Origin of the sequence: Flaviaestuariibacter amylovorans, from assembly GCF_039541815.1 — a bacterium.
Lineage (GTDB): Bacteria > Bacteroidota > Bacteroidia > Chitinophagales > Chitinophagaceae > Flavisolibacter > Flavisolibacter amylovorans.
This window is the reverse complement of record NZ_BAABGY010000007.1, coordinates 96,500-122,393: the sequence shown is the minus strand read 5'-3', so window position 1 is coordinate 122,393 and position 25,894 is coordinate 96,500. Positions and strand designations below refer to the sequence as shown.

27 protein-coding genes and 1 tRNA gene are annotated in these 25,894 nt (G+C 52.7%); 6 read left to right on the top strand and 22 right to left on the bottom strand.

The window, feature by feature from the left end:
• Positions 1-113 precede the first annotated feature (113 nt).
• The 3 genes from ABD937_RS08910 to ABD937_RS08900 all read left to right on the top strand — a co-directional run bounded on the left by ABD937_RS08910 (position 114) and on the right by ABD937_RS08900 (position 2,727).
• A tRNA-Lys gene (locus tag ABD937_RS08910) sits at positions 114-186 on the top strand.
• A gap of 1,361 nt (positions 187-1,547) precedes the next feature.
• Positions 1,548-2,048 (top strand): response regulator, encoded by a 501-nt coding sequence (locus tag ABD937_RS08905; RefSeq protein ID WP_345255182.1) that lies wholly within the window; start codon positions 1,548-1,550, stop codon positions 2,046-2,048.
• Between the two features lie 316 nt (positions 2,049-2,364).
• On the top strand, positions 2,365-2,727 hold the full coding sequence (locus tag ABD937_RS08900; RefSeq protein ID WP_345255181.1) for a hypothetical protein: 363 nt from the start codon (positions 2,365-2,367) through the stop codon (positions 2,725-2,727).
• 590 nt (positions 2,728-3,317) lie between these two features.
• Here the strand turns inward: ABD937_RS08900 and ABD937_RS08895 are convergent.
• Positions 3,318-3,605 (bottom strand): hypothetical protein, encoded by a 288-nt coding sequence (locus tag ABD937_RS08895; protein WP_345255180.1) that lies wholly within the window; start codon positions 3,603-3,605, stop codon positions 3,318-3,320.
• A gap of 142 nt (positions 3,606-3,747) precedes the next feature.
• On the bottom strand, positions 3,748-4,155 hold the full coding sequence (locus tag ABD937_RS08890; protein WP_345255179.1) for a hypothetical protein: 408 nt from the start codon (positions 4,153-4,155) through the stop codon (positions 3,748-3,750).
• 939 nt (positions 4,156-5,094) lie between these two features.
• On the opposite strand from ABD937_RS08890, the gene ABD937_RS08885 reads away from it, so the two are divergent.
• Complete coding sequence (locus ABD937_RS08885) at positions 5,095-6,171, top strand: type I restriction endonuclease (RefSeq protein WP_345255178.1); 1,077 nt, start codon at positions 5,095-5,097, stop codon at positions 6,169-6,171.
• A 317-nt stretch (positions 6,172-6,488) separates the two neighbouring features.
• On the opposite strand, the gene ABD937_RS08880 is transcribed toward ABD937_RS08885, so the two are convergent.
• From ABD937_RS08880 to ABD937_RS08870, 3 genes are all read right to left on the bottom strand, one after another.
• Positions 6,489-6,785 carry a hypothetical protein gene (locus ABD937_RS08880; protein WP_345255176.1) on the bottom strand — a complete coding sequence of 99 codons (297 nt, stop codon included), beginning with the start codon at positions 6,783-6,785 and terminating at the stop codon, positions 6,489-6,491.
• A 369-nt stretch (positions 6,786-7,154) separates the two neighbouring features.
• Positions 7,155-7,346, bottom strand: a complete 192-nt coding sequence (locus tag ABD937_RS08875; protein ID WP_345255175.1) for a hypothetical protein — start codon at positions 7,344-7,346, stop codon at positions 7,155-7,157.
• Positions 7,347-7,395: 49 nt separating this feature from the next.
• The gene (locus tag ABD937_RS08870; protein WP_345255172.1) at positions 7,396-7,836 is read right to left on the bottom strand and encodes a hypothetical protein; all 441 of its coding nucleotides are present in this window, start codon (positions 7,834-7,836) and stop codon (positions 7,396-7,398) included.
• Between the two features lie 195 nt (positions 7,837-8,031).
• On the opposite strand from ABD937_RS08870, the gene ABD937_RS08865 reads away from it, so the two are divergent.
• Complete coding sequence (locus ABD937_RS08865; protein WP_345255170.1) at positions 8,032-8,295, top strand: hypothetical protein; 264 nt, start codon at positions 8,032-8,034, stop codon at positions 8,293-8,295.
• On the opposite strand, the gene ABD937_RS08860 is transcribed toward ABD937_RS08865, so the two are convergent.
• The 17 genes from ABD937_RS08860 to ABD937_RS08780 form a co-directional block, all read right to left on the bottom strand.
• Positions 8,292-8,702: a hypothetical protein gene (locus ABD937_RS08860; RefSeq protein WP_345255169.1), complete on the bottom strand. Its 411-nt coding sequence runs from the start codon at positions 8,700-8,702 to the stop codon at positions 8,292-8,294. The genes ABD937_RS08865 and ABD937_RS08860 overlap by 4 nt on opposite strands.
• Positions 8,703-9,437: 735 nt before the next feature.
• A complete protein-coding gene (locus ABD937_RS08855; protein ID WP_345255168.1) occupies positions 9,438-10,679 on the bottom strand; it encodes a hypothetical protein in 1,242 nt (413 codons plus the stop codon).
• A 59-nt stretch (positions 10,680-10,738) separates the two neighbouring features.
• Positions 10,739-11,215 (bottom strand): ATP synthase subunit B family protein, encoded by a 477-nt coding sequence (locus ABD937_RS08850; protein ID WP_345255166.1) that lies wholly within the window; start codon positions 11,213-11,215, stop codon positions 10,739-10,741.
• Positions 11,216-11,255: 40 nt separating this feature from the next.
• Positions 11,256-11,597, bottom strand: coding sequence for a hypothetical protein (locus ABD937_RS08845; protein WP_345255164.1), 342 nt, complete (start codon positions 11,595-11,597; stop codon positions 11,256-11,258).
• Positions 11,598-11,798: 201 nt separating this feature from the next.
• The gene (locus ABD937_RS08840; RefSeq protein WP_345255162.1) at positions 11,799-15,359 is read right to left on the bottom strand and encodes a hypothetical protein; all 3,561 of its coding nucleotides are present in this window, start codon (positions 15,357-15,359) and stop codon (positions 11,799-11,801) included.
• A gap of 43 nt (positions 15,360-15,402) precedes the next feature.
• Positions 15,403-15,828, bottom strand: a complete 426-nt coding sequence (locus ABD937_RS08835; RefSeq protein WP_345255161.1) for a hypothetical protein — start codon at positions 15,826-15,828, stop codon at positions 15,403-15,405.
• On the bottom strand, positions 15,825-16,490 hold the full coding sequence (locus ABD937_RS08830; RefSeq protein ID WP_345255160.1) for a hypothetical protein: 666 nt from the start codon (positions 16,488-16,490) through the stop codon (positions 15,825-15,827). The genes ABD937_RS08835 and ABD937_RS08830 overlap by 4 nt, the downstream gene beginning before the upstream one ends.
• An 87-nt stretch (positions 16,491-16,577) precedes the next feature.
• The gene (locus ABD937_RS08825; RefSeq protein ID WP_345255158.1) at positions 16,578-16,850 is read right to left on the bottom strand and encodes a hypothetical protein; all 273 of its coding nucleotides are present in this window, start codon (positions 16,848-16,850) and stop codon (positions 16,578-16,580) included.
• Between the two features lie 32 nt (positions 16,851-16,882).
• Complete coding sequence (locus tag ABD937_RS08820; RefSeq protein WP_345255156.1) at positions 16,883-17,644, bottom strand: hypothetical protein; 762 nt, start codon at positions 17,642-17,644, stop codon at positions 16,883-16,885.
• Between the two features lie 224 nt (positions 17,645-17,868).
• Positions 17,869-18,582: a hypothetical protein gene (locus ABD937_RS08815; RefSeq protein ID WP_345255155.1), complete on the bottom strand. Its 714-nt coding sequence runs from the start codon at positions 18,580-18,582 to the stop codon at positions 17,869-17,871.
• 3 nt (positions 18,583-18,585) lie between these two features.
• On the bottom strand, positions 18,586-18,834 hold the full coding sequence (locus tag ABD937_RS08810; RefSeq protein WP_345255154.1) for a hypothetical protein: 249 nt from the start codon (positions 18,832-18,834) through the stop codon (positions 18,586-18,588).
• Positions 18,831-19,145, bottom strand: coding sequence for a hypothetical protein (locus ABD937_RS08805; protein WP_345255152.1), 315 nt, complete (start codon positions 19,143-19,145; stop codon positions 18,831-18,833). Before ABD937_RS08805 ends, ABD937_RS08810 begins: the two co-directional genes overlap by 4 nt.
• A gap of 9 nt (positions 19,146-19,154) precedes the next feature.
• Positions 19,155-20,408: a DUF6371 domain-containing protein gene (locus tag ABD937_RS08800; RefSeq protein WP_345255151.1), complete on the bottom strand. Its 1,254-nt coding sequence runs from the start codon at positions 20,406-20,408 to the stop codon at positions 19,155-19,157.
• 68 nt (positions 20,409-20,476) lie between these two features.
• Positions 20,477-21,634 carry an AAA family ATPase gene (locus ABD937_RS08795; protein WP_345255150.1) on the bottom strand — a complete coding sequence of 386 codons (1,158 nt, stop codon included), beginning with the start codon at positions 21,632-21,634 and terminating at the stop codon, positions 20,477-20,479.
• Positions 21,635-21,661: 27 nt separating this feature from the next.
• Positions 21,662-21,979 carry a hypothetical protein gene (locus ABD937_RS08790; RefSeq protein ID WP_345255148.1) on the bottom strand — a complete coding sequence of 106 codons (318 nt, stop codon included), beginning with the start codon at positions 21,977-21,979 and terminating at the stop codon, positions 21,662-21,664.
• Between the two features lie 218 nt (positions 21,980-22,197).
• Positions 22,198-23,526, bottom strand: coding sequence for a site-specific integrase (locus tag ABD937_RS08785; RefSeq protein ID WP_345255147.1), 1,329 nt, complete (start codon positions 23,524-23,526; stop codon positions 22,198-22,200).
• 294 nt (positions 23,527-23,820) lie between these two features.
• Positions 23,821-24,780: a hypothetical protein gene (locus ABD937_RS08780; protein WP_345255145.1), complete on the bottom strand. Its 960-nt coding sequence runs from the start codon at positions 24,778-24,780 to the stop codon at positions 23,821-23,823.
• A 276-nt stretch (positions 24,781-25,056) separates the two neighbouring features.
• Here ABD937_RS08780 and ABD937_RS08775 point away from each other — a divergent pair, with 276 nt between their 5' ends.
• Positions 25,057-25,866, top strand: a complete 810-nt coding sequence (locus tag ABD937_RS08775; RefSeq protein WP_345255143.1) for an SDR family oxidoreductase — start codon at positions 25,057-25,059, stop codon at positions 25,864-25,866.
• Positions 25,867-25,894 lie beyond the last annotated feature (28 nt).

The window sequence follows — 25,894 nt, the reverse complement described above, 5'->3', positions numbered from 1 at the left end:
AAAAAATTTTTTCACTTTCGTTGCAAAATATTTGGCCACTTTCGAGTGGCCTCTTATTTTTGCACTCCCAACGCAAACGGGTTGATGCTCAACGGTAACGAAACGCATCAAAAGATCTGGTAGCTCAGTTGGTAGAGCAATACACTTTTAATGTATGGGCCCTGGGTTCGAGTCCCAGCCGGATCACAGACAAACAGTCAAAACCCCTTAAGTATCAATACTTTAGGGGTTTTCTCTTTGTTAGCCGTTACCCGAATCGTTACCCCTTTTAAAAAAAGCCCCTCGGTTGCTCCCTTTTCTACCGCTCTAGGAACGTTAGTAACATTGGTAACAATAGTAACGGGTGTTACTATCTGTTACTAGTTTCGGCGGCCCCTTGCGCGCGCGCGTACATCTGCGAAAACCCTTTGCGGGTTGATCACCCCCCTCTTGCTTATTCTATTCCGCACTATTTTAGAATGGGTACCGCGCTGCCTCGCTGGAATTATAGCACCACCCGGAGCCCGAAAAGAAAAAGGGCTTTGGTAGCTTTGGGGATGCTTGAATTAAACGAGGTTACCGCTACCCTAGAAAAAGCGATCTCAGACAGCGAAAGAACAACCGGGCGCACCCCGGAGTCGGCGTTTCTTGCTCCCGAATATTGGCGCCTGCTCTGTAGTTCATTCCCAGCACCTAATCGGCCATTAACCTCGATTGATTACGGCGGCACTACAGTCCAGGAGGGCAAGGAGGGGCAGGCGGTGCCGGTATTGGTCCCGTAGCGGTTTAAGCCATCTGCCGTCACTAGTGGGACAGGTGATGGAGTAGTAGTTCGATACACAAAATGAGCATTTCTCTGCGCTCGGAATCAGAAAGAAAACACACAATTCTATTATACATCTTCATAGCGGGGGCGCCGCCCTTTTAGGCATGCCCTTTAGGTGTGGTGGCTGGCTCATTTGTGTGGAGTTCCCAATAACTTTTTTTGGAGCGGTGGTATAAGCTTGCATACCCGTACAGTGTCCCGCCCTTCGATATTGTTCCGTTTAGAACCTCGCAATCGTAACAGCCTATTAATCCTGCCCGGATTCAAACCTATGATCCTGCGGCTCCGGAGGTTCGAGGGTGAAACTCTAGCCCCCGGACAAAGCCTCGCTAGGCGCGGCCGTTCGAATCCATACTTGTACTTTATCGGGTCGCCGGTTCGAATGACACTTGGATTCGAACCTGAATCCGGGAAGGATTCAAACCTGTGATCCTGCCGAGGGGGCACAAAAAAGCCCGGCTCTAGTCCGGGCTACCCCATTACGCAGCCTGGTGGTTCCAGGGGATCAGCCCGGCCGGACACGCAACAGCAGCGGTGCTAAGGTAGAAAGAGTTTGGAAAGACCTGTTTGGACACAGGTTAGAACACCTGCGGGATTGGAACACCGACCGGGGCGACTTGTGCCCTAGCCCGGAGTCTAACTGAAAGGCCCTCGCTGAACGGCTATATTGTTTTTTCGCAAACCGTTTATCCTTTTGGAGAAATTGCCCTAGATTGTCCTACACATTAGATAAATAGCAACTATGGCCGGTACTAAAATCTACTATGTGGAAGATGATAGGGACGACGCAGAGATCGTCGCGGAGGCTTTCGCCGGTCACGGCTACGAAATCCACGTATTCAATAATCCCGTGGAGCTATTCCACCAGCTGCATCTCGACGAGTTCCTCCCTACCCTCATCATCCTGGATATCAACCTTCCCCTAATGAACGGATTGGAGGCGCTGCAGCTCCTGAAGGCGGAGCCCAAGTTTAGCCGCATCCCGGTCAGCCTCCTGTCCACCTCGGAGCCGGGGGTAGGGTTTGATGGTAAGGACCTGTATTTCCTAAAGCCTACCCAATACCACGATTATGAAAAGATCGTAACCCGGCTGCTTGAACATTCTAAGCGGGCAGCAAGCGCGGTTTCTCAGGTGCGACGGGTGCCCGATGACCTAAAGGATCATCCCAACATAATGCGGCTGAAAGCGAAGTTAAAAGAGGATCTCGCCCGACTCCGAGATACCAAAGACTCCCGCTCCTAGCCCTTATGGGATTAGAACCACGATTTCCTTTAAGGCGGGTGAGGGTTTTAGAATAAAGCACCGGCCGTTATTCCAAAGCAGGCTAGATTACATAGTTCGTTGTAACCGCGTTTTACAGCTGAAATTGTAGATGGCGCTGGCGACGTCAAAACCAATTAGTTGAAATATTTCATCCTTGGTTTCTTAATTTTCGGAAGGGCTGCTATGATTACCGTCGCGCGTACCTGACGCAACTTGTTGCTTTCAAAGTAGTCGCATGGCCCGCTCTATCGTTGCCAGTCTTGCCCGCAGTCTTCTAAAGCTTTAAAAGCGTCTTATGATAAATGATAACAACAAATCAGTGCTGTACTTAAAAGCCGAGATCGATGCAATTTTGGGAGATATTCCCGATACCTATGTAGCATGTATAGACGCAGCTTATATCGACGAAGAAACAACCCGATTGCGATTTGAATTCCCAGCCTATTTTTATTACATTGAGACGCCACATGCGCTTGGTTTAATGGAGTATTATTGGAAGAGGGGTGTACGAAGGTTCTACGAACATGGCTACTCCCAAGACGCCATCGTTGTCTATGCCGTCGCAAGGGCAAAAATGCAAGAACGCGACAAAGACCTAGCGAAAAACAACGGCTGTGTTGAATGGCCTTGGGCACTTCTATCCTTTTTCACTTTATAAAATATTGACCGGGCGCAACGCTTCCGAGCTATACTGAATGTTCAAAAGATCCTTAAAACGACCTGTAGGTCAATCGGGCCCGAGCACCGTTTTTTGCTTGGGCTTCTTTTTTATGGGCGCTGAGTCAAAACCGCACCTACAATGACGGGATCGTGAATCTCAGGCCTTGGCGGGTTCTTCCGGTCCCTGTTGATCGGGTGGGGAACGGTCCAGGAGATCCGCTTGTCTTCGGCCCTCACAAGGCGCTGGTAGATATCTGTCTCAGAAGCTTGGTAGGTCATTATAGCAGCCGCCAGCTTAGATACGACGCCCCGGGTGGGTGTGCTGTATCCTTCCCCTTCTAAGGCGCCCCATTTGCCCCTGAAGTGCACGAGCAGGTAGCAATACCCGTTACCGAAGTCCACCTCCCAGGAGGGCAGCATCTTGGTCCTGCCGATGCGTACAGAGGCCTCTTTAGGGCCGGTGTGAGAAAATACGCTAATGCGAAAGGAAGGCATTAAGCAAATCTAGAGTAACACCGCCTTAGTTTGCCTGGCCGCCCAGATATCTTAGTAGTCTAGTCTATAACTTTGAATAAATCTAAACTTAAGTTACACAAGCTCAGCGAGTTCTTGAGCAAAATTGTGCTTGACAAGTTTGCCAGCAGCCTTCTCGGACATATACTCTTTGACTAAGCGCTTAGCTTCACCGGACGGCATGTCTAGCATTCCCAACTTTCCGCGCTTAGGATACATGTGGAGTAGAGCAACTTCGTTTGCAGCAGTATCACACCGAACAATCAGCCGAAACCCATCAGCGCCGCTAAGGTTCTGCTTTGAGTTCTGCACTCGTATTTTGATAAGCGCAACTGCGCCGCCTCCGCCAAGGCGATAGTTCATTCCGAAGATGTCCTCAATACTCTTTTCATTGAGTTCGGAGCAAATGTCTTTAAGGCACGAATCATAGAGATACGCTGGCCTTTTGCAAAGGCCTTGTATGGCGTTGCGAAATGTAGATGTAGAAACAAAATTCACCGGACACCTATTTACCCGCTAAAAGCTCCTCAAGCTCCGCGTCTGGATGAATCCGGTAGTGCTCGAGATCGTAGATGAATTCCCGCAGATTTTCTGTGCCGTGAGTTAATGCTCGCGCCGTTGCTTTAATGTCATTGTAGAGGCCGCAGTCGTGCATCCGAGCAATCAATTGGAGAAGCTGACGGTAGATATCTTTCAGATCAAGCATTCCGCTCTGTATGTCCTCTAAAGGGCTTGTGTTGCTAAGCGGAATAATTTCAAGCAGAAAATTATTGAGATTAGCAGTCAAAGATTGGATCTTAGGCTTTATAGAAATAATAAAGTCTAGATGTTCATCTGACCCCCTGTTAATAACATTGGTAGTTGCTTCAGCCTCATGGTGGAAGGTTGCTACTTTTTCTTGAAAAGCTACCATAATTTAGATCGGTTTGCTAGGCATTTCTACTTAGTCAAGAGAATCCTAGATATGCAAGTATAGGCAATAATCATACTAGAATGATAGCGCTATGATAATTTTTTGATATCACCAACACCTCTGCGCTATCTGCATCAGGTACAAAAACTCCAGTTAGCTCTAAGATATATCGTTGGCAAATCAGACTCAAAATCAATGAAAAAAACCTCCCTTCTCCTCATCATTTTCTGCACCCTTTTTGCCGGTCGCGCCTTCGCTTGGGGCCGGGAAGGGCACACTATAATCGCCCAAATGGCTTACCGCCTCCTTACCCCTAAAGCGCAGGAAGCGGTCCTAAAAGTCCTATGATCTAGGGGAGTTCATAGAAACAAAAAGCCCCCGTAGACACAGGAGCTCGTAACCAAAACTAACTGCATGACAAAAAGGACTCCCTTTTGCTTTGCGCTGCAAGTATACTAAAAGCCGGCAGGTGTTGCAAGCAACCCGGAGTTTTATTGAAAATTATACGGGTACCCGAAAGCCTTTGCCAATTTTCGGCTGTCTACCTTCGCAATATGACTTTAAGAATAAGAGTGAAGGCCTCGTACTTCGAGGAAAGTGAAAGCAATTATTGGCCGCTGGTGCACGTCGTCTTGGGCTTGAATGCTAGCGTGTATCGCTTCGTTAACAGAAGGGGTCAGGACTTTGCCGAGTCGGTAAAAAAAGCAATCCCGGGCTCGACCCCCGTGGCGCGGGTAACCATCGAGCGGTACTAGGTGTTCGCTACACGATGCCGGCAATGTTTATGCCTTCCAGGTAGGGCGCCAGAAGGTCCGGGTTGGTGAAGCATTGATCATCCCACGCCCCAAGCGCCCCCTATTTGTTCATCCTAGGCCCTGCCGAAGTAGATGTAGATGTATTGCCTTTTCGTTAGATTTGGTAAAACTAAAACTACTACTTATGGACTTCAAAGACCACATCAAGGTTCTTTCCGAACGGGTTGCCAAGCTAAAAGACCAAATACAGACTGAGGAGGCTACAAAAAACGCCTTTATAATGCCGTTTATTCAGGCGATGGGGTACGATGTATTTAACCCGCTTGAAGTTGTTCCCGAGTTCGTTGCTGATATCGGCATTAAGAAAGGAGAGAAAGTTGATTACGCTATCATCAAGGACGGCCACCCTATTATGCTCGTTGAGTGTAAGCACTGGTCCTTTGACCTAAACCCGCACAACAGCCAGCTATTCCGTTACTTCCATACTACGAAGGCCAAATTCGGCATCCTAACAAATGGTATCAATTACCGCTTCTATACCGATCTGGTTGAGGCGAACAAGATGGACGAAAAGCCCTTCTTTGAGTTTCGTATTGATGAAATGAAGGATGTTCAGATCGAGAAGCTCAAGGAGTTCTCCAAGTCGAATTTCAACATTGACAGCATCATTAATACTGCAAGCGAGCTAAAGTATATGTCAGAGCTGCGCAACTTGATTCATAAGGAGTTAGGAGAACCCTCGGACGACTTTACCCGGTTGTTTGCTAAGACCGTTTACCCGTCGATGGTCACCTCGAAGGTGCTTGATCAGTTCAGGGGCCTCGTCAAAAAGTCTTTTAGCCAGTACATTAATGATACAATCAATGACCGCCTGAAGACTGCACTCTCTACAGAGGAGGAAAAGGTCTACCAGCAAGAGAAAGAGGAGGCTGCCCCCACAGAAGAATCAAAGGTTGTAACAACAGCCGAGGAGCTGGAAGGTTTCAATATTGTTAGGGCAATCGTTTCCGCGAAGGTCAAAGCTTCTAGGGTTTGTATGAGGGATGCACAATCGTACTGCGCAATCCTTCTGGATGATAACAACCGAAAGCCGATCTGCCGCCTTCACTTCAACGGGAAGAAAAAGCAGGTTACGTTCTTTGATACTGAGAAGGAGGAAAAAATAGAATTGGATGAGATCACGACTTTGTTTGAACATGCACCCCGGCTGCTCAAAACGGTCGAACAGCATGAAATGGCCGGCACTAAGACAACTGCGTAACTGAGTCTGATAAACGATTAAGCCCCTTAACTGGGGCTTTCTTATTTGTACCGCTAAATGACTACGATACTTCGCCGATGTCAATTTGATCTAGGTAAGGTGCTAGGAGGTCCGGATTAGTGAAGGTGCGGGCATACTTCCACCCGTTGCCGCCTCGCTCGTACTCGGCATAGAATCCCGCTATCTGCCGGCATACGATAGCCTCCCCGCGCTCTCCCAAGCGCCGGCCTATCTCAGCACTTTGTAGCCAGATCTTGAGCTTTTCCGGGGAAGTAAGGCTATTGAACATGTAGATATTCACGGTAGCGCACGTTACGTTAGCTAATGTGGGTGCTTCTGAACTTGGCGGCACACTCGTAGCCCTTTTGCTGCAGGGCATCCTTTAATGTCAAATCCCCGTCCCGTAGTCCAGGGTGGTGAGAAAGGATCTCGTTGGCGCGGCGCATCAATGCGTCGTTATATTCTCCGAACTTCTCATTGAGGGCCGCAACCTTGGCCCCGAAGCGCGAAAAAGTCCCCAGCGCCTGCGACTCATGGGCGGCGGGCGCGTACTCTTGTATAGCCGCCAAGGCAAACGCCTCAAATTCGCTAACAAGCTCCTGAATCGTACTCATATAGTTGGATTTTGGTATCCGGTATTAGCCTCGACAAGGGCAAGCCATAGGCGCGCATCATTTAGGGCGCTCACCATTTCCCGGCCGGCCTTCTTTTGCTCGGCTGAAAGCATCCCTTCGGGCACTTGCTTATGGGCTAGCCGGTAGGTATTAACGGCAGCCTGCAGGGCGTCCCGCTTTGCGGTCAATAGTTCTACCATAGCGGCCCGGCGTTCAGGTTCGGCGGTTATAGCGGCTAGGCATTCCCGGTAATAGTGCAGGGTTTCGTCTGAGGTGCCCCGCTCTTCTAGTTCGGCTAGATCCGTGCGCAGATCGGCAACGTCTGCCGGCGTGAAGGTTAGGCTGCCGGACCTGGTTCTTATCATGGGGCTACTTTATGGGAATAGGGCCGTGTTTGGCCTCGTATGCTTTAATGGCCTTGCTAAAGGTGTCGTTCGCAAATTCAGACGCGGATTTGCCCTCAATAGCAATGAGGACCTTTAGCTTTCGATCTACTTCTTTATCGAGGTAAAACTTTCTTTGAATGGTGGTCTCTCCTTTGGGTTTTTCTTCGTTAGGCATATAAGCAAATATAACCTTTTGCCCCGAAGGCCCAAGGGTACTAAAGCCCCTATTTGCCGAATAGCTTGTTAAGCTGTTTTGCGGTCAGGGTGAAGTATCCCCCGCCGGCAGTCGTTACCATTACACGGTCTTGATTCAAGGAGGCGCGAACGGGGGTAACGGTTACTTCCTCGGCTCCAATGGTAACCCGCTGGGGCTGCGGCGCTACCTTGGCAAACATGGATCTAAGGACGTTATAAAGGGCCTCCACGGCGCCCCCGGTGTTGCGAAAGCTCAGGGTCCCGCCGTCTGCAATGTGGGCGTATTGCTCGTTAATATATCCCAAGTGGTAAACTGTATCCCCGGCCTGCACTATATAGGCAAGGGTAGCCGCTTTGTCCTTCACCATGCCGATAACTTTGTGGGCTGGGACTGCTGCAGGCGTGGCGGATACCTGGGCCTGAGCGGCGCCGGCTACGGCAAGGGCGACAAGGAGTAAAAGGGGCTTCATTACTTCTAACTTTACCCCGAATATACCGCCAATGGTGAGAAAAAGAAAAGGGCCGATGTTGAAACATAGCCCTGTTACCAATCGCACCCTTTCGCAGGGAGCGGATACAAAGATACTTTAGCAAAACCTTACCCTGCCTTTGCGTTTTCGTTATGAGGTGCGGCGGGTATTTTTGAACCTCTTAAACCGTCGCCAATGCTTTCCGCTGAAGCCTTTAACCGCCTTCCCCTCCCCCGCCGCTGGGCAATCTTAGAGGACTACGGCACGCACTTGCATTTAGTGCGCTTCTCCGGGCGCCGGCAGCTCAATCTTTTTGCCTTAGATTCCTTTTACTGTGAGGTGTCTTATAACGCGGATCTCGACAAGCTCCTAGGGGCTCAGGCTTTCCGGGTTGAAGATGCCCGGCTCGATCAATACCTGCAGGATGTGAATATTGCCGGATTACTTGCGGGGGTTTAGGCGCCCGCTTCATAGGTTACACTAGACAGGTTGAGATCCCGGAATACCATTGCCTGTATCTCTCTGCTTTCGGTAGTCACTTCTTCATCCTCCCCGACAATCGGGTGCGCGTACTCTTCCCCATCCGGGGCTACTTCGATCAAGCTAAGTGTAACAGAATGCGCCGCACCTTCCCCCGGGGTAAAGTCACTAGCGGCGACAAAAGGAAGGTTATGATACCCGCCCCGCTGCTCGAGTGTTTCGACTGTTTTTTTGTAATAGGCAAGCGCCTTGTTATGCAGGTCTAAAAGCGTTTCCCCGCTCTCTGCTTTAAATTCTTCGGTGTGACTGAAGGAGGGCTGCTCCTTCTTAAATGTGGTCATAAAGAATGACACGGCATAGTAATATTCCGTACCCGTCTGTTGCATGGTAAAATGTATTTGGTGGGTTCTCAATATAGTATTTATCAGGATGCCGGGCGCCTACTTTGGCGGGCGGCGTGGCCTCCTTTCCTGTTCCTTAAAAAGGTGGCGGGCGGTGTAGTATTCCGCTATGCTGGTGTCTATGATCGGCGCAAAGGCTGCAGGGTATGCTATAACCATTACCCGGCCTTGCGGCTCTATGGATTCAACCCGCCCCAGGCGCGTCCCCTTGCTTATTGGGTGCTGATACCATGCCCGGCACACCAAACGCCTCAGCTCTTGCCGCTGCTCCAATGTGAGGCGCAGGGCCCCGGGGGTTCGCTTACGGTAGCTTACTAGCTGTAGATAAACGGTTGCCATAGTAAAGTGGGTTAGGTGTACCATGAGCCCGGCAGGCAATGACAGACAAGGCCGGCAAGGGAAAGGGCTGACAGTAGGAAGACTAAAGCCTGCCCGTTAGGGCTGTTGGGTTGTAGGTGCTTCATGCGTAGAATGGTTACGAGTATGGGAAAAGGGTGAAGCCTTGCTATCGGCAGTCAGGGGGTAGATAAAAGGTATAGGGCTGCGCCTGTTTGCGATCCTTGGGCCCTTCCTGCTCCTTCGGCGGATCGGGCGGCTCTTGCTGCCGTGCCGGTTCCTGGGGCTCAGGAAAGAGGCTTATTTGCTGCGCTCCATGTGTGGGCGGTGTTGCTTGCTTCATCGTGAGGGGTTAAGGCCCCACCGCAGCGGGGCCGGTGATAGTCACGCGATCAATACGCGGCCCATGCCCTCCCGGCGGAGGCGGGCTTTCTCCCGATACTCCCGGATATACCCGGTTAGGTCTTCGCGGTTTCTTTGTTCGTCCCTGCCATCTCCCACGTTATGAATGTCTGCGCGCAGCATACCAGCGGCGGCGCCCATATCGTTCTGAATGAGTCCGAAAAACTCGATAAGGCGGGGCAGAAAATCCAGAAGGTCGGAATAGTGGCCGGAAAGCATTGCAGCGCGCAGCGGGGTAGCGATTTCAGGAATAGCAAGGGCGCAAAGGAGCCGGGACGCAGCCTCCCCATAGTGCCAGGCGCGGCTTTGCCATTCGTCCCCGCCAAGCATCCGCAATACGAGGTCTTCAACCGTAGCGCCGTCCTTATCGCTTTCGAGGTAGTCCCCGATGGCTGCGCGAAGCTCTTCCCGCAGTTCGGGCACGGTCAGGGCTTCGAGGTCTTGCAGTTCGGACAACTCTGCCTCATAGGCGATAAGATCTCGCACAATCTCGGAGGCGCGGCGTTCTTGTTCGTCCGGGCCGGTAACCCAAGGAGGGAAGACAAACCTGAAGCCGTGAGCCTGCGCAACGTTGCACAGGTGGGCGGCGTGGGCGGTGTCTTCAACCAATACGGGGCCGTTGTAGGCGGTCGGATGCAGGGCGTAGACCGTTGCTCCGATGTGATCCGTAAAGGGCAACATATTCCAGGGCGTGAGCTGCAGGATCTCCCCCTCTGTGATGTACCGGCGCTTCCGGTAGGTAACTGCGGCGAAGGGGAACGGGTTGTTGGGGATCGGGTCCACCATTGCAGCGGCCCTTTCCTCCCATTCGCTTACGAGGTCTTCCCCGGTTTCAGCCGTAGCGAAGCGGTAGAGGCGTTGGGCTTCGTGGAGCTTCGCGGCGTGGGCTTCGTCAGTTACGGGAACAAAGCCCGCCCACTCTACCGGGTAGCGGCTTAGGATGTTTGCCAGCTTGTCGGGGTACGCGAATACCTGCCGGCCCACCTGGTTCGTGAACCATGCCAGCGGGCGGGGAGCGTAAGGGGCTCCGGCCACCTCAGGGGAAGGGGCAAAGCCGTCGATTCGTTGCATGGTAAACCCTTCTGCGTCGGAGGTCAGGAGGTGGAATCCTCCCGGGGCCTGCGGGGCTTTCTGCTTCGGTGTTGCTTTCTTCGCGGTTGTCTTCACGGCGGCTTTGATCTTCGATCCGGTTGAGGTTTTGGCGGCGGTCTTTGTGCGGGTCATATAAGTGTTTTTGAAGTGTTGAGGTGATAGCCCCACCCGTGAAGGCGGGGCCGGTTAGGTTAATTGTTGCGCTCTTCCCAGGCTTTAGTGCTGGTAAGGTGGCAAAGGGCGTCATAGGAGGCGCGGCGGAAGGTTGCCGCCTTTCGTGTAGTCGTGTCCCCGGTGCGGAGGTCTTTCGGAATGAGCTTATGAATCCGGGGGCAATAGTGGCCCTTAGCCTTTTGGATGGCATCGGGGCAGCGGTCAGCGAAGGGGCAGGTGCTGCAGGTCTTGAGCTGGGCTTTTAGTTCGCGCTCGTTATGCGCTTCGAGCTTGCGGGCAACGCCCTCGAGGATGGCGTCGGCCATTTTATTCGTCTTGCGCAGGTGTTCGCGGGAGCGCTCGAGGGTCTTGCGGGATTCCTCTAGCCGGGCCTCGGATTCCCGGAGCATCTTTTCGGATGCCTCGGCGCTGTGAGCGGGGCAGAGGAGAGCGTAGTAGTCGCGCTTGTCGGCGGGCGCGGTGCGACAGGTGCAGCCTTTCTTCTTGCGGTACATAGCAGGAGTATTTAAAGCCCCCGGAGGGGCTGTTAGTTGATTAGTTGGCTGAGATCCGGGCAAGGGTCTTGTCGGCGTCAAGGAAGGCGAGGGTATGCTTTCCGGTGGCCTTGTAGCGGGCCGGGAACCGCTCACGGTGGGCGTAGGATGCCGCTAGCGATTGGATGCCTAGGCTAATGCGGATAGCCTTGGGCTTGCCGGTAGCGCGGGGAGCTGCTACGGGGGCCGTAGTGTCGGCCGGGGCTTCGAGATAACCGCACTCCGATACGGGGCGGGCGGGATTTGTCCAAAAACGTCCGTGTTGATCTACGGCGCGGCCTGTGGCGGTACACCATTCGAGGTGATACCAATAGCCGCCGATGTGAAACGACTGCTTTTTCATGCGAAAGGGGTTTTAATTGCGATTGGTAGTGCTAAAGTAGTCCATTAGTACTAAAGTGCAATTAGTACTACTAACTTTATTTTATACACACCGTTGCAAATAGCCCTCTCCTATTGCCGGAGCAGTAACAAAGAAGGGCCCCCGAAAGGGAGCCCCGTCTAATGGAAAAAGAAAGGTGTTTTTCATAGGTAAGCACTTAGCCTAACTGTTTCCTTGGATGCGTTTTTTAAACCAATCATCTATTACCCAGCCCTCCCGAATCTTCCCGCGCGGCTTTACGCGGTTGTAGTGCCGGTTGTCCTCTTTGATCTGTTCGAGCGTTGAGGCGGTGCGCTTCAGGAGCCGGGTTTGATCGGCGCCGTAGGGGTTGGAGTAGTTCGCAGTAAGTGAGCCCGGGGCGTATCCCTGCGCCCACTTCGGGTTATGAATGAGGGCCTTTGCGTCCGGCAGTACTATATCCCCCTTCCTCATGTAGGTAAGGCGCGGGGTATTGCCGCCTATCTCGATCTCCCCGGTACGGCGCAGCACCACTTCCGGGGCGCCCCCTTTGCCGCTGGGACCATCGTCTACCCATGCCGGGCCCTCGTAGGGATCGGAGGCAGAGCGGCCCTTAAAATACTTCGGGATAGGTGTAGCGGCTACCGCTGCCAGCCTTATAGCACCTATGGCAATCGTGAGCGGGATTTGTGCGGCTACTTTTGCGGCTGCGGCTGCTGCTATCGGAAAGTAGGGCGCGGTAAGCGGGTTGGCGAGTACGGCGGCGGCCTGGGCCTTCGCGGTTGCTGCGGCTAGTGAGATCTTAGCAACCGCCTGCGCGGTTTCAACGCCCACCGCAAAAAGGTTCATTGCCTTTATGATCCTCGCCTTTCGCACCTCGTTCTGCTCTTGCTGCTTTTCGAGCTGTACCCGGCGCGCTTCGGCCCGAGCGTCCGCTTCCGCTATCGCCTGCTCCCGCTGTTGCTGGTTCGTTATCGTGGCGTTAGCTATTTCGATCTCCCGTTCCCGCTTCTGCTCGTTAAGCTCCATTTGCTCCCGCACGGCATCGTCTTGCCTTTGGTAGAACCCTTCCACAAGGGTTTGACCCAAGGCTATAAGCTCCCCGACTAGCTGCTTTCGCAGGTCGGCTAACTTCACCTCTTCGGCCATGCGTTGGTCTATATAGGCCTTATTCAGGGCGGCACGGGCATCCAATAACTGCCGCTCTAATGCTGTCTTCTTATCCGCGTCCGATTTGGCCCGGGCCAGTTCCTCCTGAGCGATTGCAAGACGCTGATTAAGTGCGCGACGTTCCCCATCCGTGCGCGCCTGCGTGAGCTGCTCGGACAGTTCATTAACCTTCGCTTGCGCTTCGGCTTTCTTTGCCTCTGCATTCTTGAAATAGGAAAGCTCTCCTTCGATTGCGGCGATACGGTTAGCCCGTGTCTTAGCCAGAAAAGCGGCGTCGGCTTTGGCCACGGCGCGGCGGTATCCTTCGTAAGTAAGCTCCCCGGCCCTCAGTTGGTCGGCTAGGTCTTTCTGCTGCTGCGCGTTGGAGCGGGCGGCGTCAAGGTCCAGGCCCTCGTATATGCGCTTTACCTCTTCTAAGTTTTCATTCCGTAAGGCGGTCTGCTTCGTCAGGGCGGATTTTAAGATAGCCTGCTGCCGGTCTATGCTCTCAACGGCCAGGGTGTTGCTCTTTACCTCGTAATCTGCCTGAATGGCTAGCAATTCCTCTGCGGTGATCTTCTTACCCTGTATTTGCACCTGCTGCCCCGTGCGTACCGCCTCTACCTCGGCATCGGTGAAGCCGGCAGACTTCAGGCGAAAAGCTAAGTCGGCCTCGATTGCCTCCCGTTGCTTGGCAATGAACCCGGCGAGGGCTTCCATACGATCCGAAAAGGAAACGTTATCGGCGTGCAATACGTCCTCCTTTAGCTTGATCTCTTCCTGCCGGCGCAGGTCGGCCGACTCCTTTAAGGCTGTTAGTTCCCGCAGCCTAAAGTCCTCCGATACCTGCAGGCGGTTGCTATTCGTTTCCAGTTCGAGGGCTAGGATCTCCCCGGCAGCCTTCCGGCGCGCTATTACCCGGTCTGCGTCGCTTGATTCGGGATCATTAAGCACATCGTCCCGCTCTGCGTCGATAACCCGCTTACGAGCCGCCGCAATGCGTCCCAAGGCGTCTAACTGTTCCTGCATGGTGGAACGGTCACTATTGAGGATTTGGGTATTCTTATTAACTACCGTGTCCGATTCTATCCGGGCCGTTTCGAGGGCGAGCTTTCGGCGTTCATCGGCGCTAAATTTGGCCTCTTCGGCTGCGAGCTGCTGCACGGCGCTATCCTTGTCGCTTGCGTTCTGAAGGATGGCGGAGTAGGTGTCGTATTGGTTCTTTTCCGCTGTGGCCATTGCATTAACCGCGTCCAGGCGCTTCTGTGCCGATTCGATGGCATCCTTATCCCCCTTCGTCTGAGCGGCGGCAAGGTCTTTAATCGCGTTCTTTTGGCTTTCGAGGCTAGAGCCGGCAAAGCGCAGCATATTAAGCAAGGCTTCCCGACCCTTCACCCCGTTGCTTACGTTAATATCCTCGGCCTCGGCTGCCTTGATGGCGTTAGCTAACTGTTGCTGGGCAATGGTGCTTTCTTCCGCTGCGAGCTTCTTACGGAGGGCAAAGAGGCGCGTTTGCTGGGAGCCGCTTTTCTCGGCTAAGTCGATCTCCGACTTTAGCGCGTTAAGCCGCTCTTCCCGGGTCTGCCGGATTAGATCTATTTGGGCCTTGGTAACGTCGTTCAGCTCGCTAGTGGTCTTGTATAGTGCCTTCTGAGCATCGTTATACTTGTCCGTTGCTGCCTTGGTGCTGGTAAGGTTCGATACCATCGTTACCAATTCCTTACCGAACATTTGCAGGGCAAGGAAAGCAATAGGCAGGAGGCCCGCAAAGGAGAATACCGACGCGGCAAGGGTCTTGAATATCGGGATAGGCTGCTGCCCGGCTGCGACAAGTTCCAGGTTTGCCGCCTTCAACTTCCCGATTTCGTCAATGAGTACCGGGATGTTATTGCCGATTGCGGAGATACCCGTAGCGAAAGAGTTAGCGAAAGCCGGCGCCTCTCGCAATACCTGGTTAAGGGCCATTGTAGCATTACCGTACTGCCCGACCATGCGCTGCGACTGCCCTACCGCCGTTTCCAGCTTGATAAGTTCCGCGTAGTACTTGTTAGCCTCGGCGGTAATATCCCGGTACATTTGAGATTGCGTACCATAGGCGGCGCCGAATCGCTTGCTTTGATCGGCGGCGTCCTTATACTTTGCCTTTAGCTGCTCGTAAGCATTCTCTAGGCGCTGCTGCTCCTTTACCTCCATCTCTGCGGCCTTGCTTACCTTATCCTTTTCCTTGGCCAGGATAGCGGCGTAGCGGGCCTCTACTTCCTTCGCCTTGGCGTTTTCTACGGTGGCCTTAGCCTCGTTTAACGCGGCTTTGCTTTGGCGCTCAGCTGCGGCTGCCGTCTCCTTCTTCGCCTTGGCTGCGGCAAGGTCGGCATCGGCTGCGGCGCGCTGCAGGGTGGTGTAGTTCTTTACGGAGGCCTCCAACGTCTTAAGGGAGGCATTCATTTCGGCAACCGTGGCCTTTAGTTGATTGTTGGTCTTGACCTTGCCAAGATCCACTTCGAGGGTGCGCAGCTTATTAACCGCGTCGATAGCCTCCTGCACCTGCTTTATAAAGTCGGTGGTCTGCTTCCCGGTCTTCCCCAGGTCTATGTAATCGTCTAGTTTGATTGTTTCCATAGGTGTTTTTTATAGGTTATTGATAGGTTACAAGGTTATGGCACTAGGGCCGCATTTGGAGCCGTATAGCGTCCACGAAAGCCGTGCGTAGCGCCCCGTCTACATACATCCGCTTACTCTCGCCAAAGAGGCCGTAATTCTTGCCCGTTTCGAGGTATTCGGCCTTGGGGTCGGTGGAGCCCATCGTGATCGAGGTGCCGGATACCTTGGCATAGATTCCTCGGGAGTAGGCGCCGGTAAGGTATAGGTCCTTATTCCCGTATCCAGGCAGGCCATTCATGCCGTTTTTCATCCGGGCATATGATGGGTTAACATACCGCCCCAGCTTGCCGCCTTCGGAGTTGTTGCCCTGGTATAGTTGGGCCTGATTCAGGCGCACCAATTCGTCGGTAGTCTTGCTTACTGCCTCACGGCCGGCCGCTTCCACGTTGATCCGCTGAGCTGCTGTTAATATGATGTCTAGGGTCATCGTTTGGGGCTTTGTTGTTGTTGTTCAATCGCTTTGTTTAGTCCCTTCACTCTTACGCAATACTCCTGTACGGTGGTATTGTCTTTTGTTATGTGGGTGCCGGAATGGTTGCTTAGGTTCACGAATACCGTAGTGAAATACTCGCGGGTGGGCGCGCTCTGCTCCCTTGCTGCTAGCCTCGCCTCTAGTCCATTCATTTCAATTTCAACGGCCCTTTCTTTTAGGCTGGGGGCGGCTCTCTTCTCATGGCGGGCAAGGTTCTTAGCGTATTCAACCGGGTTTGCCGGATCGAGCTTTGCCGTGAGCCCGGTAAGGCGCTGCAGGTACTTTTCGAGATCGGGGACGTACAATGTGCGCAGGATCTCTATAATAGGCTCGGTTTGCATCCTCCGGGCCCTAAGCGTGCAAAGCTCCCGGGTCTTGGCTAATAGGTAAAGGGAGGCGGTATCCAGGCTTCCTAATGCCTCGTTATACTCGCTCAGGATCTTATCGAAGGCCTCCAATAACTGAGGCTCGGGCACTTCTCCGGATATGATAAGAGCGGAAAGATCGGCGTCAATTATGGCCCTCTCGAAAAGCGTAAAGGGAAGGGTACCGATTGTAGAATGATAGCGGCCAATGGTGGCCGGCTGGGGTTGTGGTGCTTTCTTTTTCCAATTCATAGGTAGAGGCTTGATTTAGTGAGATACGTCGCCCCTTTCAAGATACTAAAAAGGGGCGACGTATCGGCTAGGCATTACCGTTATTTTTTACCCTTTTCGGGCTGTGTCCCTCCATGCGTTTACGGTGGCATTGATGGCAAGGAAAGAGAGGTCGGAAGGGATCTCTACCGGGCCGGGATTGGGGTAGCTTGCCAGGATAAAGTCTACCACTTCCTCGGCCTTCCCTTGGCGGAAGAGGCTAAGGATACCTTGCAGGGCGCAGGACTCTAAAAGCTCCTGGTCGTCGGGCGGCATGGGGTTGTTTTCATACGGGGCCACAATTGCGGCTAATTGTCTTTGGATGGCGGTCTTGTTTTCCATTTTTCTATGTTTGATGTTAATCGAATGAGGATTTAAGCCGGTTGTCCCGGCAGGGCTTGATATTGCGCAGCGGGGGCCTCCTGAGGGAAAAGGGAAAGGATCGTTTCGAGCTGGGCCCGGGTGCCCTCGGGGAGGGCTAACACCTGCTCCCGGGTAATGGTCAGGCCGTTCACCTGGATAAAGTTGTTCTGCTGGTTCCGTATATTCTGCGGAGTGCTTGCTATTGGGGCGGTAGCCTCTAAGAACACCTTTGCGGCCCTTACGTTGCCCTTCGTGGCCTCCCGGTAAACACGCTGCAGAACGGTTTCCCTCATTGCAATAAGGTTGTCCGTGCGCTGAAGGTGTAGGAGGCTGCCGATATACTCCTTCATGTGCTTTTGTACCGTTGTCCGGCTTAGGCTCGTTTCCCTTGCTATCTCTTCGAGGATCGGGAATCTGTTGTATTCAATCGTTAGGGCGTGGATGGCGTTGGAAATAATAACATAATTGCGCTCCCATGTGGCGTTTCGGGTTTCTTCGGGCAGCAACTCCTTTACCTGCTCGTTAAACCTATCCAGGTCCCGGTCTCCCAAATTATTAATTCCCTCCACCACTACCGTTATTAGTGCCCGCTTCTCTTCTGCGCTAAGGGCGTTATAGTCTTCCTTTCTCAAAGGGTCGCCGTATAGAATATCCCGGATAGCGGCGGCGGTTCTTGCGTCAAAGGGGGCGCAGTCTTTGCGCATATCCAGCGGGCTAGTGTTCTTGCTGCCCCGTGCGTTTGATAACTTTTTACAAGTTTTTACGGTGTTCATTATAGGTTGTATTTGGTGTGAATCAATAGCCTAGGGCATTCATAAGGGCAAGGAGATCAAGGGGCTCTATATACTTCTTCCCCCTGTTGGTGCGTCCGACCTTGTAGATCTTACCGCCGTGTTGCAGCTCTCCTTCGTAAGCGACGTACTCCCCCTTTCCTGAGGCGTTAGGGATTGGGCGGAATGCCACCCCACTAAATAGCCGGTCAATTTCAATCTTTAGCCTACTCATGGGACGCGACTTTGCCGGCCGAGGCTGCTGCCCCTGCCGCGTTTAGGATTAGTTGTTGTACTTGGGCCTGCACTTCAAGGGGGAGGCTGTTTAACGCTTGCTGGGTGATGGCCTGCCCGTTGTTGAATTGCAGGAAGTTGTTTTGCGTGAAGTTGTTCACGGTACCGGGTCGGGGGGCGCCGGAAAGGACCGCTACTGTTTCGAGGTATAGGCGGGCGGCCTTCATATCCCCTTGCGTTGCCTGCTGCGCAACCTTTCCGAGCACGCGGGTCGAGTAGTATCGGAACTTCTGCAGTTCTGTCTCGTACATGGGGTGCTTGTCGTACTCCTTTAGGTGCTTTGCTATGGTCTTGCGACTTAGGCCGGTATCCTTCGCCAGCTTGCTATGGGAAGGGAAGCGGGCATAGTCTTCGAGGTGCTGGTACATGGCATTGGTTATGATCCTATGGTTCTCCTCCCAGGTTTGGTTTTTCGTCTCTTGGGTAATCAATAGATCCCATTGCTCGTTAAGCCGCTCGAGTTCTTCTCCTTTCAAGGTGGTACCTAGCTTGGAGATATGTTTAGCCAGGGCGTCCCGATCTTGGGGCCGGATAAGGCGGTTCACGTCTTCGCGGGTTACCACGGGGATAGCCATGATTTCGGCAATTCGGCTTTTCGTAGTTGCTACCTTTTGTAACCCCTTGCCGGTGTTTATTGTGTTGCTCATGGGTTAGTATTTAATCGGTGTTTTTGCTCTTTTAGGGACGGTTGTTGTTTTGCGTGCCTTCGTAGCCTTCGGGGTTTCGGGACCCAGGACAAGGGCGGTAATGGCATCGGCGTCGATCTTGGGGCCGTACCATACCCGGATAACTCGATGCTTGACCCAGGAGGCGCGGCGAACGTGCTTTGTCTGTTCAATCTTCCGGCAGGCGGTGATCTCATCGGCTGCGGTCGGCAATGTGATTTCTACACTCTTCATGCTCTTTTGCTTTTGAGGGGTTTGAATTGACTAGGGCGCCCGGTCTTCACGATAAGTTTCGCTAGGCAGCGTTTAGGTTCGTAGAGTACCGAAAGCCCGGCCTCTGTTTCGGTGATACCCACAATGCCCGGGAGGTAGCGGAGGCGGATCTTTGCGGCCTCTTTATTGTGGCAGGCAAAGGCGATTGTTTCCAGCAACGGCGCCGGGGCTTCCGCTTTCGCTAGGGAGGGGTGGGTATAGGTTTGGATCTGAGGGCTCCCGGCCTTGTATTGGGCCACAAGGGAGGCGGTGTTTTTCTTTTTGGGGGTCATAGGTTGGTGTTAATTGCATTGGTGAATGAGGCAGGGGGCGCCGTCTATTGCGCTTTGCCGGAAGGTCTTGCCGCTGAAGGCTTCGAGGTGCTGCACTTGGGGCCCGTAGGTGGCGGGCATCCCTTCGGCGTCGTAAAGGGGCTCGATCCATTCCCCGGACTTGCTCAGGAAGTGGGCGAGGATGAGGCCGCCGAACTGAGGGAAGGCGGTGGAGCCGGTGAAGCGGTCCAGTTCTTCCGATTTGATCCCCACGGCGCCGGCTTGTGCCCGTCTGCGGTCCAGGATGTAGTCGGCTAGGTCGTAGCCTTGCTCCTTCTGTTCCGGGGTTGTGTTGTCCTCTAGGACGCGCTCAACGTGGAACTCCGCAAGATCCGCCAGCTCTCCGGCCCGTTCGCTCCACAGGTCCCAACAAGTCTTTCCGGTGCGCGGGTTGAGAATGCCGGTATCGGGGAAGAGATGAACGCGGCGGCCAGCAAGCACCCGGCACCTTTCGCGGGTCAGGTAGGAAAGCGAGGTCGTTGCCACCCATACCATGCCCGGGTATTCAAGGGCTCCGATAATTGCGCTCTTAGGAGCTTCCACTACCGCCACCGGCTTACCCGCGTACTTTTTTAACAGGTGAGCCCCGTAAAGGCACGTTACCTTCTCCCCTGCTTCATAGTCGGCATACCATTCGGGCAGGGGCTCCCCCTTGGCCTTGCATTGGCGTTTTATGACCCGGTGCATCCAATAGGCTTTTAGGGTATGCTCTCCCATCTGTAGGGCTACGGTCTTGCAGGCCTCGTTAAAGATCTTCACCTGCCCGGCCCGGATGGCGCCGGCTGCGTTGATGAACCAAAACACGGCAGGGAGATTGTCGGGCGCCTCTTCTGCAAGGCCTGCGGCCGTAGTGCCGATTAGGTAGTCTCCTACAACCTTCTCGATACGCTCCGCCGGGTACAAGGGCAGCAGGGCCTTTACAAACGAATTGCGGGCGTAGTTGCTGAGGGTTGGGGTAAGGATACTACCCGGAAGATCTACGGGGCACTTCTCGGGCGCTATCGGGGCTATATTGGGCGTGAACGCTGGGCGGCTGTCGGGGTGCTGCGCGAAGTACTCCCGGGGCTTCAGGTGGTAGCCGCATTTGTTCTCTCTTTGGCACCTTCCAACGGTTTCATCTAAGGGGAGGCCGGTGGCAGTGTCGATATAGAGCTTCAGACTCTTCTTCCCGCCGCAAACATGGCAGTTAATGGTCTTCTTTTGGAGCTGGTATCGGTGATCCATAGTAATGCTTTTCGGTTAGGAACATTGGTAACACTTGGTAACACCCGTTACGGTGTTACTAGTTGTTACTAAGCGGCTGCCTTAAGCCGGTTTACTATTCGGGTTATTTTGACTTTGAAGGATTGGAATTGGTGCTCATCCCCGGTGTGTAGCTTCTTGGCGATGGCGTAGGCGGAGATTTCCGGCTCTATATCCAGGATAGCCCGGACCTGCTCGTCTACCTCGTTGCGTTCGCGCTCTTCGATAATCCGCAGGTGTTCAGATTCATTGGCGAAGGACAAAAACTCATAGTGCAGGAAGTTTGTAGGCTTCACTACGTTGCAAAGGATAACATTGTCTGCGTCGTAATCCTTCTCCCCGTTGCGGGTCTTGAGCTGCTTAATATACCGGATGCTCTTGTCTATTGAGCTTTGCCCGATGGCGAAAATGGCGTCCGCGAAGTTGGAAAGCATCTTGGAGCCGGAAAGGTCGTTTACCGTGATCGGGCGGCTGCTGTCTCGTTTCGGAGTGTGGGCTAGGGCAAGGATGGCAACGCCGTACTTTTTCTTAATGGCGTTTAGCTTCTTCATAAGCGGCAGCGCGTCCTTCGCCTTTTCCGTTTCGTTGCTCAGGTAGGTTATGTTGTCGATTATGATAAACTCGGCCCCTGTTTCCTGAATCTCCACCTCCAAAGAGTGAACTAAGTGATCCTCGAAGCTCGCAAAGCCTACCGGCAACTCTGCTTCCGGGTTAAGCTCGACACGATAGAAATTTTCGTGAAAGCGGTAGTGATTGGTGAAGTTTTGGGAGCATCGGTTCTCGAATTGCTTATCGGAAAGCTCAAAGTCTACGAAGAGCGTAACGAGCGGCCCGGCCTCATTCTTTAGGACGGTTGCCGTGCCCTTTCCCCGACTAACATTGTCGGCCATCTGTACGGCCAGGATCGACTTTCCGACACCCGTATCTGCAAAGAGGATTGTTAGCTCTCCTTTGTAGGCAAGGGAGCCGCAGATTTGAGCGGGGGCCTCTCTCATCTTCGCATCATCCAGGCACTTGTTTCCGGTCTTCCGAATAAGAAGGCGCCCGTCGTTGGCGGCTTTCGCTATCGCCTCGCCTACCGGATCGGCTAAAAATTCATGGTCGAAACGCGGGTTAATTACGTCCAAATTGGTACCTTTACCCTGTTGGTACTCATTGGTGAGCGCGGCCCCGGTAAGGCTTGCGCTTTTTTCATTGGTGGAATTCATTGATGGTGTTTAGAGGATGGGGAAAGGTTAGGCGGCTACTTTATCGCGGGAGAACTTCTTTAGCGTCTTGGCGGATTCGATAATCTCCCCGTACTTGTACCAAACCCGGCCTCCGAGGCGGTGGCGATTGATGTACCCCTTGTTAGCCCAATCGTTGAGGGTAACGAGAGAAACGGCCGGCACAAAAAGTTTGCGGGTTTCCTCGGGGCTTAGGAACTTTTCCATTAGTTCTTCCTGCTGTTTTTCACGAATTGCCTTCTGGACGCAGGTGTCAATAATTGCCTGTAAATCCTCGATCGGGACAAATACAACAGGATTGGGTGTGGGGGTTAATGCGTGCGACATTGCTTTGATGTTTTATTATTAGGCTTTCGGGGCAACGGTTTCGCTAAGGTTTTCCGGTCGCGACTTCGGATTACTTATGCGTTTCGCCCGTCTGACAACAAAGCAACTAAAGCGAGATAGGGTGACCAAGGAATCGGGCGCCGCTATACTAGCATTATACTAGCATAATAAAAAAGCCCCGGGATTAGCGGGGCTCAGAGAGAGAATCCAAAAGGGGTTCAGGCTACTTTCACTAACTTATTCTCCCAGCGGTTACGCTGGTGGGCGGCAAGGCGCTTGGCTGCATCGAGCTTTGATACTTTGACGTATAATAAAAAGCTTTTCTCCGTTTTATGCCCCGTTATTTTCATTATATCGAGGGTCGGAAAGCCTTGTAAGTACAAGTTGCTTGCAAAACTTCTCCGCGCCGTATGACTCGAAGTAACGTCACAAAGACGGGCGGCGGGGTCGGTGCTGAGGCGGCCTGTTTCCGTAAGGCCGGCAAGCTCACAGGCCTCTTTCAAATACTCGTTAAAGCGCTGCCCGCTAATGGCTCGGGGCAGGCGGTTGGGGCTGTCTTTGTACTTCTCAAAGATCTCCAATACTACCGGGTGGCACGGGATCACCACAAGTTCCCCGGTCTTCTTCGTTATGATTTTTACAAATTGCTGCCCTTCGATTGTTACGATGTTCTCCGGCTTCACGCTTGATGCGTCCGAGTACCTGAGGCCTACATGGCTGCTAAATATGAAAAGGTCGCGCACGGCCTCTAAGCGTTTATTGTCGCTCAGGTTGTGGCGGTAAAGCTGGTTCAGCTCGGCCTCGGTAAGATATACGGCGTCCGTTTCTTCCGTATCCATTCTAAAGCCCTTTTTCTTAAATTCCTGGTTATCGGTCTCCCCCCGTTCAACGGCTTCATTTAGGAACGTCTTTAGGATTGTGAACGCCTTAGCGATAGTGTTAGCCTTTAGGCCCTTCTGCACCTTCCTTTCTCCCGAGCGGGCGACGGTGACAACCTCCCGCTTTTTTAGGTAGCTGATTAGCTTATCCCGGAAGTCATAGTTAATAGTATCATAGTCCACCCGGTAGCCGGTGGCCTTCTCAAACTCTTTGAGGTGGTTGTATATCGTTTGATACTTTGTCCGGGTGCCGATGCCCCGATCCTTCCCCCGGTGGCGGATCTCCCCCGAGATAAACCGCTCGATAAGTCCGTAGAGGGTTTTCCCGGTGGCCGGGGTCTCTTCCCCGTCCCGGTTCTTTCGGATGTAGGCCTTTAGGTGGTCCCGTAGTACCTGGGGCTCCGGGATGCCGTTTTTAAGCTCTGATTTGTACTTCTGCAGGCATTGCTCCCGAAGGGCGCCTAGGAAGTCATTTAATGAATAGTCCCCGTTGGCCGTTGTGGCCTTGTTGCTCTTTACCCGGTCCTTTTCCTTGTCCCAGGTCTTCGGGTCGATGTTTTCCCCGGTAGAGAAGACTAGCTCTTTGCCGCGATACTTAAATTTCAAAATGATGAGGGACCGGCCGCTTTTGGCCTCGGGCTTTTTTAGGAAGTAAATAACGTTAGGCATAGGTGCGCGATTGGTAACCGCAATATAATGAACTCCGCCCGTAGTTACCCGAATCGTTACCCCTTTTTCTTTTCCTAACTTAATAACAGCACCAAAGCTAATAAAGGAAATTCGAGCGATACCCGCATCCCTTGTACGTTTCCCTCTGCGCGCATTAAGCCCGGTTAAGTTAGTTCTAGTTCCAGCCGGATCACCTGATGGGACAAGTCGAAAGACTTGTCCCATTTTCTTTTTGAACCCTGTAGCTGTGAATAGATTAGGCTGGTTCGATAATCTGAAAGCCCCTCTTTAACTCTACTGCTTTTTGAGCAAATATTTGAAATCATCGAAAAGTTCTATTTCGAAGCTACCATCGCTGCCGACATGGATATAGTCTGAAATTGGCTGTCCGTCAATGACCTTGGTTCTATTATCTTTTTTCATCTGGTACATAATGACTTGGCTGAGCTCGACGTGACCTTTTTCAACTAAATGATTAGGCATAACGACACATGTTCCTCTGTGCCCGGTTTGAACACTCGAATAAAGTAAACTGACATCATCGTTATAAACGACGCGAAGAGCATGGTAGAATGCCGTCGTAACCATATAATCCTTCCGGCTTGGCTTCCTGTGAGCGGCTTTTTCTGAAAGATAGCGTAGAAATCCGCCGAACAATTCTGCAGACTCTGGATTCATTGACCTTAATATGACGTTTCGCGAATACTCATTTGATCGTCTGAAAAACGGTGAATTCGCCTCGGCAGCGTCATGGTAGACTAGAGGCACTAATATAATTGGCTTGCGGATTTCCCACATGCTAATGGTCATGTTGAATTCTGCTGTGTCATCGTCATGGTCAATTATCTCCTTACAAACCTCAAGATTTGCGGTGAACGAAGCTGTAGCCGATGGATCATCAGATATTGGACAAGAACAATAGAATACAGTCTCAGCATCCGAATTGAATCTACCCCAACCCGACGGGGTTCTATTAAAACTCACTTCGGTTTTCTGATTAAATATTTCCAATTTTCCCTCCTTAAAACGATTTCGGCGAGCTCGAACAAAATGTCCCGTTGTAAACTCGGTACGGGGCATCGGAAAGCATTTCATCAATTCGACAAAAAGAAAGACTAGTTGTGGAAAATTCTCGGATTCGGTCTCCCAGTCTATCCGGCGAAGTATATCCTTTATTTCTTCTTTGGGGGTATTAAGGACTAATTCTCCACCATTCATAAGTTCTTCGAAATCCACAGTTCTATACTCTCCCATTAGACGTGAGTTTTAAGTGTAAACCAGTAACATAAAGGTACGGAAGAGTCTAGATATTATATAATTTTATCTATGTATCAGGCGGCTTCTTCAAAGATTATTCTATGGAGCTTGGCCAACCGGAATAGGTCGGAAAAGAAAAGGTTCGAGAAACGTACCAGGTGGTTCACGAAAAAAGCCTCCTCCGGGAGGCTTTTTTGTTGCAGGTACGCACCGCCTCCGCCACCGTCTTCATTCCCGCGTCTTCTCGTTATGTTTGCGCATCAACGAATCCCTATGGCTGACTTCTTTCACAAAAAGGTGGTGGTAGTAACCGGCGGCAGCGACGGCATCGGGCGCGCCCTCGTGGATGCCCTCCTCGCCCGCGGCGCCTCCGTGGCCACCTGCGGCCGGCAGCACGACAAACTCTACGATCTGCAGGCACGCTACCCATCGCACCCGCTGCATGTGCACGTGGCCGACGTAAGCAACGAGAACGACTGCCGCAACTTCATCCAATCCACCCTTAAGGTTTTTGGCGGCATCGATATCCTGATCAACAATGCCGGCATCTCGATGCGCGCGTTGCTGAAAGACCTCAACACAGAGGTGCTGCACCGGGTGATGAACGTTAATTTTTTCGGTGCAGTGTACTGCACCCGCTACGCGCTCGACTCGCTCCTCGAACGAAAGGGAACCATCGTGGGCGTATCGTCGATCGCAGGCTACCGCGGGCTGCCCGGGCGCAGCGGCTACTCGGCGTCGAAGTTCGCGCTGCAGGGCTGGCTCGAAGCCATTCGCACCGAGCTGCTCGCGAGCGAGGTGCACGTGATGTGGGTGTGCCCCGGCTTCACCACTTCCAACATCCGGAATGTGGCCTTGAATGAGGAAGGCGCACCCCATGGCGAAAGCCCGATGGATGAATCGAAGATGATGTCGGCCGAGGAGTGCGCCGCGCAGATCCTCTCGGCGATCAAAAATCGCGAGCGCACGCGGGTGATGACCTTCACCGGCAAGCGCACGGTTTGGATGAATAAATTCTTCCCGGGCTGGGCCGACCGCCTTGTGCAAAAGTTCTTCTTTAAAGACGGAAAGCTCGTGAAATAGCGGGTTTCCGGCTACCTTGATAACTTAT